Consider the following 13504-nt stretch of genomic DNA (forward strand, 5'->3'; position numbering starts at 1 on the left):
TCGACAACCACGTGCCAGAGAAATACAAGGAATTCGCGCCGCGTGTGGTCGCCGAAGCCAACGGAACACAGCAGTGGTACTACGGGAACATCCGCGGCCGCAACCTCGGCCTCAACGCCGTGGCAGGCAAGCCGAAAGAGATGTACAACCTCGACGCCTCGCGCTACGACGACATGCGGCCGGGCTGTTACGACGTGCACGAGCGGGTGCGCGACATGAATGCCGGTGGCACGCTCGCTGGGTTGAACTTCCCGAACTTCACCGGGTTCTCGGGCCAAGTGCTCAACCAGGGGCCCGATCGCGAGATCAACACCATCATGATCAAGGCGTACAACGACTGGCACGTCGACGAGTGGTGCGGCGCCTACCCCGGCCGCTTCATTCCGGCTGGCCTGCTCCCGCTATACGACGTCGAGGAGGCCGCCAAGGAGCTCCGCCGACTGGCAAGCAAGGGTTGTCACGCGGCGGTGTTCTCGGAGAACCCCGAGGCGCTGAACATGCCGAGCATCCACAGCGACGCATGGGATCCACTGTTTAAGGCGGCGTCCGACGAGGGCACCGTGATGTGCTGCCACCTCGGTTCCTCCTCCCGCACGCCCCAACTCACACCCGACGCCCCTCCGAACGCAGTGATGGCCGCCGCGCCGATCATGACAATGTTCACCATGCTGGATCTGATTTGGGCCGACTTCTGGGGCAAGTTCCCCGACCTGAAGTTTTCGCTCACCGAGGGTGACATCGGCTGGATCCCGTTCTTCCTCTGGAAATCCGAGCACGTCCTGGAGCGCCAGAGCGGCTGGACCAAACACAAGATGCCGCCGGGCTACGACACGCCGACCGATGTGTTCAAGCGCCACATCCTGTCCTGCTTTATCAACGACCAGGTCGGGCCGCATCTGCTGGACTGGTTCAACATCGACCACGTCTTCTGGGAGTCCGACTACCCGCATTCCGACAGCGAGTGGCCGAATTCACCCGAGCAGGCGATTAGGACGCTCGGCCACCTCTCTGACGAAGTCATCAACAAGATCACGCACGAAAATGCCATCGCTGCATATCAATTCGATCCGTTCAAGTATCTCCCGAAGGAGCAGTGCACCGCGGGTGCGCTTCGGGCGCTGGCCACCGATGTCAACACCGTAACGATCGCAGGTCGGGAAGCCGATCAGCGAGACATCGACATGTGGAACAAATCCGAGTGGGCGACCAACAAGAAGAAATGAGCCGCCCATCTGAGCAACGGGGCGAAAAGGAATAGATATACGTGACGGCAGACGCTGCCTCCCAGGAGGTGTTCGATCGCTTCGACTCTGAGTGGATTGACCGCGACAACGTCGAGTTCTATCGCGGTCTCTTACGCCGGCAATTGCTCGTCAACCGTTGCGGGGACTGCACCAAGTGGTACCAACCCCCTTGGCCGACGTGCCCGTACTGCTGGTCGGCCAATGTGGTGCCGACCGAAGTGAGCGGCGCCGGTGTAATCGAAACCTTCACGGTCGCACCGAAATCCGAACACGCACTAGCGGTCATCTCGCTGGCCGAACAGGACGACTTACGGGCGTCGGGCTTGATCATCGACATTGCGCCGATAGAGCTGACGATCGGAGCAGCAGTCGAACTTGTCTGGCTGGAACGCGACGGCAAACCTGTCCCGGCCTTTCGGCCCGCATGAGAAGCGACGAGTAGATTGGGGCACCAACCGGTATGACGCGACGCTACCCAGCACGCGATCAGGTCGCCATCGTGGGCATCGGAACCACCCCCTTTTCAAGGGATTCCGGGCGCAGCGAGCTATCACTCGTAGTCGAGGCTTGCCAAAACGCCATCAAGGATGCCGGCCTGACCCGAGACGACATCGACGGCCTCTCCGGCGACATCTTTCGCAACGAGATCGTGCAAAGCGCCCTGGGAATTCCGGAGACTGGCTGGTCGGTCAGCTGTCTGACCGCGTTCAACATCCAGATGACCAACGCCATGATGGCGGTCGCTTCGGGCGTATGCGAAACCGTCCTGGTGCACCACTCGATGTACCGGACGCCGATGTTGTCGGCGTCGGCCGCCAAGGACCCCTTTCGCAAGCGCGCCGGGACGTTCATCAGTACCCGGCGCCCGCAAAGTCATTGGCCGGACAGCATCGCCGGCGAGGCGTCGGTATACGCTCCATGGGCCCGGAAATACTTCGACACCTACAAAGCGCGCCCCGAACATCTGGGCTATATCGCCGTCAACGCCAGAAGTAACGCCCAGATGAACGACCATGCGGCGGTGCGTGATTCGCTGACGATCGACGACTACCTGAGTGCTCCGATGCTCTGGGATCCGCTACGGATGCTCGACATGGAGTTTCCGGTGGATGGTGCCGATGCCTTCGTCGTCACGACCGCCGAGCGGGCGCGGGACCTCCCGCATCGTCCGGTGCTCATCCACGCCGCGGTGGCGGGCCAGACCGATCGCACCGCCGAGGAGAACCTGCGCGACGTCGACCACTCGAGTCAAAAAGTGGTCAGCCAGCGGTTATGGGACGTCAGCGAGCTAACGATCGACGACGTCGACGTCTACTACCCTTTCGACGGATTCACCATCACCACGCTGAAGTGGATCGAAGACATCGGCTACTGCGGTCGCGGCGAGGCGGGCCAGTTTCTTGACGACCACTGGGATGGCGCGGGGCGCATTGTCATCAACGGACGAGTACCGATAAATACGCACGGCGGCAACATGTCTGAGGGAGCCTCGCAGGGCAGCGGACACATCCGTGAGGCGGTGCAGCAGCTTCGGGGCGATGCGGGGCAACGCCAAGTGCCGGGCGCCCGTGTGGCGCTGGCGACCCTTGGTGGCTTCTTCTTCACGCCTGGCGGTTTGATTCTGCGGGCCGCGGAATGACACTATGGCGATAACTGCGAGAATGATCATTTCCGCCGATCCACGATGCGAGAGGAATTGACGATGTCTGGGCCACTGGAAGGGCTTCGAGTCATCGACTGCACGTCGGGGATGGCCGGACCCAAGGCGGCCGGAATACTCGCGGATTACGGGGCAGACGTCATCTGGGTCGAACCGCCCGGTGGCGATCCGTTTCGCCGTGAACTCAACGTCGCCTATTCGGTGTTCAACCGAAGTAAACGCAGCATCGCCCTAGACCTCAAGGAAGCCACCCATCGGCAGACGGTGCACGAGCTGCTGGCCACTGCGGACGTCTTTATCCAGAGCTGGCGGCCGGGGGTCGCCGAGAGTCTTGGTCTGGGTTACAGCGCAGTGCATGAACGCAACCCCGCACTGGTGTACTGCTCGATATCGGGTTTCGGCGCCGAGGGGGAGCATCGCAACCTCCCGGGTTACGAGGCCCTCGTGCACGCGCTGTTGGGCACCATGGGCGACCAGGCGGGCTTTCGGGACGGGCCGATCTTCGTGGGCGTGCCGTCGGCCAGCTCGGGCGCGGCATACTTGGGTCTCATCGGTATCCTCGCGTCGTTGTACCGCCGGCAGAGCGACGGGTGGGGACGCCACGTGGAAACGTCGCTTCTCGACGGCATGATCGCCTACGTCTCGCAGAGCTGGGGCTACAGTGCACGCAATAAAGAGCGCTACCGCACCGGCGGCACCCGCTTCTACATCAAAACTCTTCGGTGCGCGGACGACGAGTACATCGGAGTGCACACTGCGGCCAGGGGCGCGTTCGATCGGCTGATGACGCTGGTCGGCATCGCCGACAGGGTGCGTCCAGTGGACGGCTCGGAGGCCAGCACGCCCTTGACGCCGGCCGAAGAGACGGCCCTAGCGGAAATGCCCGATATCTTCGAAACGCAGCCACGCAAGGTATGGCTTGAGCGGTTGATCGAAGCCAATATCTGTGCAATTCCGGTGCTGCGGCCGACTGAGGTGTTCGACGAACCCCAGGCCGTCCACAACGCGATGGTCGCAGAGGTCGCCGACCCGACGCTGGGGACGGTGCAGCAGATCGCACCGCCGATCAAGCACGGACGCACTCCCGCTGTTGTCGGCGCCGGGGCGCCGACCGCCGGGCAGCACACCGAGGAAATCCTGGCCGAACTGAAATCGGCGCCGCCGCCCGTGGTCGCTGAGCTTGGTCCGATCGACCAGCGACCCCTCCTGGAAGGTCTGAAAGTGCTCGACATCGGGCACTGGTTCGCCGGTCCGTACGCGTCGCGATTGCTCGCCGACCTGGGGGCGGACGTCATCAAGGTTGAGCCTCCGATTGGTGATCCAATGCGGGGTCTGGAACGTCCGTTCAGTAGCGCGCAGGCCGGCAAGCGGGCGCTCGGAGTCAACTTCACCCACCCGGAGGTCGGCGATATCCGCAACGGGTTGATCGAATGGGCGGATGTGGTGCACCACAATCTGCGGCCTGGCGTGGCCGAGCGCCTCGGGATGGGTTACGAGCAGGTAAGACATCTGAACCCCGAGGTGGTTTACCTGCACGCGACGGGCTGGGGCATCGACGGGCCCGACGTCAACAGACAGAGCCTGGCCCCGTTGATGGCGGGCTACGTTGGCGCGGATTACGAGGCCGCCGGGCTCTTCAATCCGCCGGTCGATCCCGTGGCCAACGAGGACTCCGGGGGTGGGCTTCTCGGGGCGGTCGGCGCGCTGATGGCGTTGTTCAATCGAGGACGAACCGGTCGCGGTCAGTTCCTCGACTCACCGCACTTCCACTCGGCGATGGAGGACGTGTGCCACATCGTGCGCCGGTCGTCTGACGGAAGTGTGCTGGGGGCCGGCAGTCTCGATACGTTGCAAACGGGAGTGGGCCCGCTGCACCGGCTGTATGAGACGGCTGACGGCTGGATCTGTGTGGTGGCGATCAAGGAGGAGGACATCGAGGCGTTGGGTCGAGTGCTCGACGTCGACATCCTCGGCGACCATCGATTCAGCACATCGGAACTGCGCGAGGCGAACTACTACGAACTCGAGGATGAGCTCGTCGGACGGTTCCTGTCCCGTTCCACGGCCGACCTGATCGGCGCGCTGAGCGCCGCGGGAGTACCGGTCGCCGAGCCCGTGTACGAGAACAACCGGCGTTTCATGGACGATCCGCAACAGCTTCGGCTAGGGCGGGTCGGTGAGTTCGACCATCCGCGTTACGGGAAGACACGCCAGCCCGGGGCATTGATTCGATTCGAGGGTGCGTCGGTGCCTCCGCTTCGCCGTGCTCCTGAACTGGGTGAGCACACCGACGAGGTCTTGGCGGCCCTCGGCATCGCGCCCGAGGACGTGGCTCGGCTACGGGACGCCGAGGCGATCCGATGACGGCGTCGGACATGACGAGGCAAATTGCCGAGCCGAATCTTCAGCGAGAGGAAGAACATTGAGCACCGAGACCGTGGCCGAGAAGATCTGGGTCAACTCCGGCGATGCGCACGTCCTAGAGCCGTCCGACCTGTGGAGTGAGCGGATGACGGCCGACATGGCCGCGCGCATGCCGCGCAGCGAAAAGGTCGATGAGCGCACTGAAATCCTGCACGTGGATGGCCGGTCCTTCGAGCGCAAGATCGGGCGCAACCCCACCATGACCAAGGAAGAGCTAGAGGCGGCAGGGGCCTGGGTCGAGGGATCGGCGCACCGGCAGGAGGGGATGACCTTCACCGAGATGGGTGGGTTCGACCGCCCGCCGGGCGCCTGGGACCTCGATCTGCGTTTGAAAGACCTCGATCACGAGGGCATCTGGGGCGAGATCGTCTATCCGTCGATCGGTCTGTGGAACGGTTTGATCAAGGATCCGGTGCTCTACCGCGAGGGCGTGCGGGTGCTGAACGACTGGCTCAAGGAAACCTTCATCGACAAAACCTCGCGGTCAATTCCGGCTGCGGAGATCTCGACCCGGTCGGTCGAAGATGCCGTCGCCGAGACGATCCGCGCGGCCAACCTGGGTTTCAAGGCGATCAGCTTGCCCTCCGGTCTCGACGACGACGGCATCGGCAATTGGAATTACGATGTCTGGGAACCGCTTTGGGCGACGGCTGAAGAGATCGGCATGGTGCTCGGAATCCATATCGGATCGGATGCCAAGGAGCCCGATGGCGGCTCACCCGGTTCTGTCTACCACGGTCCCGGCGGTGCGATCATCAACTGGGTCGAGACGGTGTTCGGGGGCCAGCGCGCCACCACCATGCTGGTGGCGTCCGGCGCGCTCGACCGCCACCCGAACTTGAAGGTGATTGTCTCCGAGGGTGGCGCGACCTGGGTACCGTTCATCGCCGACCGAATGGACGAGGCCTATCGACAACACGGAATCTATGTGCGGCCCAAGCTGTCTCGGCTTCCGAGCGAAATTATCTACGACCAGGTGTACGCCTCATTCCAACATGACAAATCCGCGGTGCAGGCCTATCTCGCGATGGGCTACGAGAAGGTCATGTGGGGCAGTGATTATCCGCACCTGGAGGGCACGTTCGGCCATACCCAACAGGTGATCCATCAACTGTTCGGCAACATCGACGAGAAGGCCGCGTACCAGATGACGCGCGGCAACTTCCTCGACCTGTTCCCGAGCGTCGGTGAACCGAAATTCGCGGCGTAGGCACGGTGACGATCACGAGCGGACCCGCCGCGCTTCTGAAGCACACCGATCGACTCTTCATCGGCGGCGAATGGCTCGCCCCCTCGTCGGGTGACCGGATCCAGGTAAGCGACTCGACGACCGAGGAGATCTTCCTCGAGGTGGCCGAGGCCAAGGCCGACGATATGGGGCGGGCCGTCGCGGCGGCGCGTGAGGCCTTCGACCACGGCCCCTGGCCGGGCATGACCCATGCCGAACGCGCCGTTTTCATGCGGCGCATCGCCGATGGTCTGTTGGCCCGGGGCGAGGACATAGGCCAGATCTGGCCGCGAGAAACCGGCGCATTGCACTCGGTTGCGACCGCCGCGGGTCGAGACGGATTCGACATCTTCTCCTATTACGCCGGTCAGGCCGAGACATTTGCGTGGATCAAGCCGATGAAGCCGACCTTCGGCGAGTCGGGCTTGTTGATTCGCGAGCCCGTCGGCGTGGTGGGAGCCATCATCCCGTGGAACTCGCCGATGCGCTTGATCGGGTACAAGGTCGCTCCCGCACTGATCGCCGGGTGCACGGTTGTGCTGAAGGCATCGCCCGAGGCGCCCGGGGAGGCCTACGTGTTCGCCGAGGCCGTCGAGGCCGCTGGACTGCCGCCGGGTGTTGTGAACGTGGTGACGGCCGATCGTGCGGTGTCGGAGCTTCTGGTGCGCGACCCGCGTGTCGACAAAATCACCTTCACCGGCTCGACCGCGGCAGGTCGCACGATCGGGTCGATCTGCGGTGGGCGAGTGGCGCGATGCACCCTGGAACTGGGTGGGAAGTCCGCGGCGGTGATCCTCAACGACATCGACATCGCTAAAACCGCAACGCATCTCACTCGCCAGGAATGCCTGCTGTCAGGTCAGTCCTGTTCGTCACTGACGCGCGTTATCGTGCCCCGGCGACGCCACGACGAGATGGTGGAGGCCCTGGCCGAGGAGTTTCGCCGCGTCCGGGTGGGAGATCCGTTCGATCCAGCATCACAGCTGGGACCGCTGGTTTCCGAGCGCCAGCGCGCGCGCGTCGAGTACTACCTCGCCAAGGGGCGTCAAGCGGGCGCCGTGGTCGCGGCCGGAGGCGGGCGACCCGAGCACCTGCCGCGTGGCTACTACGTCGAGCCCACGGTATTCGGCAACGTCGACAATTCTTCAACTATCGCTCAGGAAGAGATCTTCGGTCCGGTCCTCACCGTCATACCGGCGGACGACGAGGACCATGCCGTGGAACTCGCGAACGACACGATCTACGGACTCAATGCGTCGGTGTTTACCGACGACCTGGAGCGTGCGGTTGACGTCGCGGGACGGCTAAGGTCGGGAACGGTGGGCCACAACGCCTTTCGAACCGACTTCGGGATCGCCTTTGGCGGCTTCAAGCAGTCCGGCATCGGCCGCGAGGGCGGCACCGAGGGCCTGTTGCCGTTCCTGGAGACCAAAACCGTGATCCTCAAGGGTCCGTCCGCGAAATTGCCATAGCCTCATTCACGGAATCTGGTTGCCCAGCACCAAGGTGCCGGCCGCCGCGAAGTACGCGGCGACTCCGTGCGCGACGCTGATGCGAGCTCCATTGACTTGCGCCGGCGCGGTTCCACGTAACTGTCGGACGGATTCCTGGATCGCGAACATCCCGTACATCCCGGTGTGCGCGTAGGACAGGCCACCGCCGTTGGTGTTCATTGGCAGTCGTCCGCCAGGAGCGGTGTTGCCAGACGCGATGAACTGTCCGGCTTCGCCACGGCCAACGAAGCCGAGATCCTCGAGGCCGTAGATCGGGTTGTGCGCGAAGGCGTCATAGATCATCAGGTGATCGACATCGCCGTGCGTGATGTCCGCCTCCGCGAAGGCATTCGCGCTGGACACCCGGAACGCCTTCGACGTCGTCATGTCCTGCATCTGGGAGATCATCGGAGTCTCGGCAGACTCGCCAGTACCGAGCACATAGACCGGGGGATAGGCGAGATCCATGTCACGCGCCCGCTCTACGGTCGTCATGACCAGCGCGCCGCCGCCATCGGCCACCAGACAGCAATGCAGCCGGTGCATCGGCCAGGCGATCACACGAGAATCCAGTACGTCCCCGACAGTGATGGGATCACGGGCCAGAGCCCGGGGATTCATTGCCGCCCATTGTCGTTGGACGACCGGCACCGCTGCCAGCTGCTCGTGCGTCAGGCCGAAGTCCTTCATGTACCGCAGGACCCCGAGAGGGAATAAGGTCGCGGCGCCCATCGGGCCGTACGGCATCTCGAATTGAGCCCACGGCGAGGTGCGATCGAGACCGATGCCTGGGACACCTACGCCCGATCGTCCCGACTCCCCGTGGGTGATCAGGACAACCTCACACATGCCGGCCGCGAGCGCCGCGGCCGCATGGCGAACCAGCATCATGAAGGCACCGCCGCCCACGGACGTGCTGTCGATCCAGCGAGGGGTGAGTCCGAGGTAGTGGGATATCACCACGGGGCTTACCGGAGTGATGTTGACGCTGCCAGTGGTGGCGACACCGTCGATGTCGTGCGGATCTATTCCGCAGTCCGCCACAGCATTTCGCGCGGCGTCGAGATGCAAGCCGAGTACCGACATATCGGGGATCTTGCCGAGCCGGGTAGTTTCGGCGGCACCGACGATGGCGGCCACACCACGAATTCCCATCAGCGAGCGCCCGCGGGCCGGAACTGCGGAATCGATACGTCGCCTCGTCGCTCGAACGTGACTTCCAGCTGCATATCGAGAATCAGCTTCTCCGGCACGTTTTCGACCTCAACGATATTGGACAGCAAACGGGGACCCTCCTCGAGCTGCACCAGGGCGATCGCATAGGGGGCATCGAAACCCGCAGCCGGCCGGTGGCTGATGACGTACGAGTGCAAAGTGGCGCGACCGCTCACGGCGTTCCACTCGACGTCTTGAGACCAACATCGGGGGCACAGCGGCCGGGGCGGGAAATAGAACTCGCAGCACTGCCCGCACCGCTGAATGCGCAGCTCGCCCTCGGCGCACCCCTGCCAGAACTCCGCGGTTTCGGGGGTGGGCAGCGGTTCGAATTTGACTGTGTCAGAGGACATCGTGTTCTCCGTGGATACAGCGAGGGAAGCGCGGCTCGCTCTGTTGTGCAATCAGGACGACACCTTTCGGATCAGACCGAGTTGGTTGCTCGAGGGCACCACTCAGTATCGCCGCGAAGTTGACTCGCGGGTCGCTAGACGGGCATTATGAGTACACGTATACAAGAGTACTAGAGGACCCTGACGCACCGACGGGGTCTTGACAGGCACCTGTTCGACAAGGGGTGAGGCACCGCGTGGCGACGATCACCGACGAAGCGCTGGCACAGTTGCGCGCGAAGGTGGGCACACCACGGCTCACCCGCGAGGAACCGACGCTCGAAGAGGCCACCAAGGACGCGATACGGCACTGGGCGCGTGCGATCGGCGACCGCGATCCACGATGGACCGACGAGGATTGCGCGCGGAGCACTCCAGCGGGCGGAATCATCGCACCGCCGAGCATGATTTACGGCTTCTCACTTCAGGCCATCGGAGACCGAAGCGGATTGCCCGGGGTGCACTCGTTTTTCGGCGGCGCCGAACACGAGTGGTACCTACCCATCCGGCGCGGCGACCGCATCGACGTGTCGGTGAAACTGTTAGACGTCGCCATCCGGCACGGGGAGTTCGCCGGCCGCTCGGTGAAGCAAACGTCAGAAGTGCTCTTCACCAATCAGAACGGCGAAATCGTCGCGAAATCCATGCCGTGGGGCATCCGGACCGAACGAGGCGCGGGGAGCAAAGGGTCCAAGCACAAGGACCTCACGCCTGCACAGTATTCCGATGACGAGATAGCCCGTATTGCGCAGTGCTACGCCGAGGAACCGGCGAAAATCCGGGGCGCAAAGCCGCGGTACTGGGAGGACGTCGCCATCGGCGACAGCATCGGCGAATTGATCCGCGGCCCATGGACAGCCACCAACTCGGTCTGTTTCATGCGTGTCTACGGAGGACAGTTCCTCAAGACACACAGCTACTGGTACGACTACCTCGCACAGCACCCGAAGGCCGGGCGGCCCAATCACCAGGGCATCCCCGAAGGGCCCTCTAGAGGGCACTGGGACAACGAATACGCTCGCAGTGTCGGTGTTCCCGCCGCGTACGACTACGGTCCGGAACGCATCGCGTGGCTTTGCACGCTGGCCACCTACTGGGCCGGCGACCAAGGCACCCTGCGCAAGTTGACGGTGACGCTGCGCAGATTCAACCTGCAGGGCGACCTGACCACACTGACCGGCCGCATCACCGACAAAGCCGAACTGGACGGCAGGCCCGTGGTGAGAGCCGAAATCTCCGCGACCGACCAACGCGGCATCGTGACCGCCGCCGGCGAAACGGAGATCGAACTACCGCGTAGGAACGACCGAGAGAAGACACGATGACCGACACCTCCGCAGGGCACAGCACTGACGGCGCGGGCGAACTCGCCGGACCACTGAGTGGCGTCCGGATTCTCGACTTCACCCGCGTGCTTGCTGGTCCGTTCGCCACCATGATGCTCGGCGACCTCGGCGCTGAGATCATCAAGATCGAACGACCCGGCAAAGGCGACGAATCCCGTTACAGCGGACCGAAGGCCAACGGTGAGAGCACACACTTCATCACCGCCAACCGCAACAAGAAGAGTGTGGTCCTCGATCTGAAGAAGCCCGAGGGCGTCCGGGTGGCGCGGGAACTGGCCGCCAAGTGCGACGTCGTTGTCGAGAACTTCCGCCCGGGCGTTATGGCCCGCCTCGGTTTGGACTACGAGTCGCTGCGCGAGGTCAACCCCGCCATCGTGGTCGCGTCGATCTCCGGATTCGGCGCGTACGGCCCGATGCGCGACCGACCCGCGTTCGATGTGATCGCTCAGGCCATGACCGGTGCCATGTCGGTCACCGGCCATCCCGGCCAGCCGCCGTCGCGGCTGGGGGTCGCGATGGGCGACCTGGCGGGTGGCCTCTACGCGATCATCGCCATCCTTGCAGCCATCCGGGAGCGTTCCATCACCGGCCGTGGCGCTGCGATCGACATCGCGATGTACGACTCGATGCTGGGTCTGATGCACTATTACCTGACCGATTACTTCCTGACGGGCAAGGATCCTGGACCCGTGGGCTCGGGCAATCCCAGCATCGTTCCCTACGGTGCCTACCAGGCCAAGGACGGTGACATCATCATCGCGGCCTTCCAGACCCAGTTCTGGCGCCGGCTCTGCGACGTCATCGGCCGCCCCGACTTGTCGCGCGATGAGCGGTTCGCCACCAACGATCTGCGTGTGGCCAACAAGGCGGAACTGACGCCGATCCTCGAGGAGGTCCTCGTCACGAAAACCCGCGCCGAATGGTCGGCGGCCCTCGATGCGGCCGACATCCCGAACGCGTCGGTTCAGAAGGTCAGCGAAGTGGTGGTAGCGCCGCATACCGAGGCCCGCGGGATGATCGAGCAGGTCGACCATCCGATCGCCGGCATCGTGAAGATGACCGGACGCCCGATCAAGTTCGTCGGACGTGATCGCGAGCCGTTGCGTCCCTCGCCGATGTTGGGCGAGCACACGGTCGAGGTGCTGCGCGGCCTGCTCGACTACAGCGAGAAGGACATCGACGGCCTGGTCGCCTCGGGCGCAACGGAACTGGGCGCCGTGCCGGCAGAGGTCTGAGCGCGTACTGTGACACATCCGACCAAGCGCAGCTCAGCTGGAGTTTACTGGCGCGACCAATACCTCAAGCGGGTAGTGGATGCGCGCACCGCGGCCACCAAGGTGCCCGCGGGAAGCCTCCTCGTGTTCACCTCGTACGAGGGTGAGCCGACGGTTCTGATCGACGCGATGATCATCGAAGGTGTCCTCGGCACGTGTCGGGGGTTCCAGTCGGTGCGAGGGACGCGCGGACTTCTCGCCGACCCGAAGGTGACGGGCGGGTTCCGCCTGCTGACCTATTCGCCGGGAGGCGCCGCCAGCAAGGCGGTGGCCGACGGCACAGCGAGTTATGTGCCGGGTTCGATACACACCCTCTGCCGGCTTCTCGAAGACGGAGCGCTCGCGCCGGATGTGGCCGTGGTGAATTTGTCGCTGCCCGACGAGCAAGGATTTTGCTCCTTCGGCTCTAGTACCGACTTTGCCGCAATCGCAGCACAACGAGCGAAAGTGGTCATCGCACAGGCGAACTCCGCCATGCCTCGCGTGTCGTCCGAGCTGCGTATACATGTCTCGGAGGTCGATTGGTTCGTCGAGGTGGACGAGCCGCTGCCGGCGGCGCCAGAGCTTGTGGTCGACGAGGTGTCCGAACGCATCGGCGAGTTCGTAGCCGAACTGGTGCCCGATGGTGCCTGCGTTGAGGTCGGCATCGGCGCGATCCCTGACGCTGCGATCGATGCCCTCAGCGGACACCGCGAGCTCGGCATGCATTCCGGATTGCTGACCGACGGTATGCGCCGACTCTACGACAAGGGCGTGCTGACCGGGGAGCGCAAGGAAGTCGACCGAGGTCTGCTAGTCGCCAACCAGCTGCATGGCTCCGAGCAGCTCTACCGGTTCGCCGCCACCTCGCCCGCGGTCAGCATGCGGTCCGCGGCATACACTCACGATGTCCGAATCATTGGTTCGCTCAGCAACTTTCATGCGCTTAACTCCGCTGTCGCGGTGGACCTGCGCGGGCAGGTCAACTCTGAGTTCTTGCGTGGTCGTCAGGTGGCGGGCACGGGCGGATCGCTTGACTTCGCCATTGGTGCCTCCGTGTCGCGCGGCGGACGATGCATCGTCGCACTTCCGGCCACGGCGGGGGGTGGAAAGTACTCGCGCATCGTGCCGGTGCTCGAAACCGGCAGCGTGGTGACCTTGCCGGCAGTTCTTGTTGACTATGTGGTCACCGAGTTTGGAATCGCCCGACTGTCGGGTCGAACGCTTGAAGAACGCGCCCGCGAACTGA

At 63.8% G+C, this 13504-nt stretch carries 11 protein-coding genes; 9 read left to right on the forward strand and 2 right to left on the reverse strand.

What is annotated here, in order from left to right; all coding sequences use genetic code 11:
• The 6 genes from VKI00_RS17830 to VKI00_RS17855 form a co-directional block, all read left to right on the forward strand.
• The coding region (locus tag VKI00_RS17830; protein ID WP_324439664.1) for an amidohydrolase family protein at positions 1-1223 on the forward strand (1223 nt) is incomplete at its 5' end.
• Positions 1224-1264: 41 nt separating this feature from the next.
• Complete coding sequence (locus VKI00_RS17835; protein WP_324439666.1) at positions 1265-1672, forward strand: Zn-ribbon domain-containing OB-fold protein; 408 nt, start codon at positions 1265-1267, stop codon at positions 1670-1672.
• A 71-nt stretch (positions 1673-1743) separates the two neighbouring features.
• Entirely contained in the window at positions 1744-2883 is a 1140-nt protein-coding gene (locus tag VKI00_RS17840; RefSeq protein WP_324439668.1) for a thiolase family protein, read from the forward strand.
• A gap of 63 nt (positions 2884-2946) precedes the next feature.
• The gene (locus tag VKI00_RS17845; protein WP_324439669.1) at positions 2947-5268 is read left to right on the forward strand and encodes a CoA transferase; all 2322 of its coding nucleotides are present in this window, start codon (positions 2947-2949) and stop codon (positions 5266-5268) included.
• A gap of 58 nt (positions 5269-5326) precedes the next feature.
• The gene (locus VKI00_RS17850; RefSeq protein ID WP_324439670.1) at positions 5327-6538 is read left to right on the forward strand and encodes an amidohydrolase family protein; all 1212 of its coding nucleotides are present in this window, start codon (positions 5327-5329) and stop codon (positions 6536-6538) included.
• 5 nt (positions 6539-6543) lie between these two features.
• Entirely contained in the window at positions 6544-8028 is a 1485-nt protein-coding gene (locus VKI00_RS17855) for an aldehyde dehydrogenase (RefSeq protein ID WP_324439671.1), read from the forward strand.
• A 6-nt stretch (positions 8029-8034) separates the two neighbouring features.
• On the opposite strand, the gene VKI00_RS17860 is transcribed toward VKI00_RS17855, so the two are convergent.
• Both VKI00_RS17860 and VKI00_RS17865 read right to left on the reverse strand, forming a co-directional pair.
• A complete protein-coding gene (locus VKI00_RS17860; RefSeq protein ID WP_324439673.1) occupies positions 8035-9204 on the reverse strand; it encodes a thiolase C-terminal domain-containing protein in 1170 nt (389 codons plus the stop codon).
• Positions 9204-9617: a Zn-ribbon domain-containing OB-fold protein gene (locus VKI00_RS17865; RefSeq protein WP_324439675.1), complete on the reverse strand. Its 414-nt coding sequence runs from the start codon at positions 9615-9617 to the stop codon at positions 9204-9206. Before VKI00_RS17865 ends, VKI00_RS17860 begins: the two co-directional genes overlap by 1 nt.
• A gap of 236 nt (positions 9618-9853) precedes the next feature.
• On the opposite strand from VKI00_RS17865, the gene VKI00_RS17870 reads away from it, so the two are divergent.
• From VKI00_RS17870 to VKI00_RS17880, 3 genes are all read left to right on the forward strand, one after another.
• Entirely contained in the window at positions 9854-10981 is a 1128-nt protein-coding gene (locus tag VKI00_RS17870; protein WP_324439676.1) for an FAS1-like dehydratase domain-containing protein, read from the forward strand.
• Positions 10978-12237, forward strand: a complete 1260-nt coding sequence (locus tag VKI00_RS17875) for a CaiB/BaiF CoA-transferase family protein (RefSeq protein ID WP_324439678.1) — start codon at positions 10978-10980, stop codon at positions 12235-12237. The genes VKI00_RS17870 and VKI00_RS17875 overlap by 4 nt, the downstream gene beginning before the upstream one ends.
• Positions 12238-12246: 9 nt before the next feature.
• A partial coding sequence (locus tag VKI00_RS17880; RefSeq protein ID WP_324439680.1) for an acetyl-CoA hydrolase/transferase family protein occupies positions 12247-13504 on the forward strand: 1258 nt, incomplete at its 3' end.

This window comes from Mycobacterium sp. (assembly GCF_035314665.1).
Taxonomy (GTDB): domain Bacteria; phylum Actinomycetota; class Actinomycetes; order Mycobacteriales; family Mycobacteriaceae; genus Mycobacterium.

Bases quoted from the DNA above. Each gene is read 5' to 3' on its own strand.
- VKI00_RS17875 (WP_324439678.1), top strand. From the start codon at position 10,978: ATGACCGACACCTCCGCAGGGCACAGCACTGACGGCGCGGGCGAACTC.
- VKI00_RS17860 (WP_324439673.1), bottom strand. From the start codon at position 9,204: ATGGGAATTCGTGGTGTGGCCGCCATCGTCGGTGCCGCCGAAACTACC.
- VKI00_RS17845 (WP_324439669.1), top strand. From the start codon at position 2,947: ATGTCTGGGCCACTGGAAGGGCTTCGAGTCATCGACTGCACGTCGGGG.
- VKI00_RS17865 (WP_324439675.1), bottom strand. From the start codon at position 9,617: ATGTCCTCTGACACAGTCAAATTCGAACCGCTGCCCACCCCCGAAACC.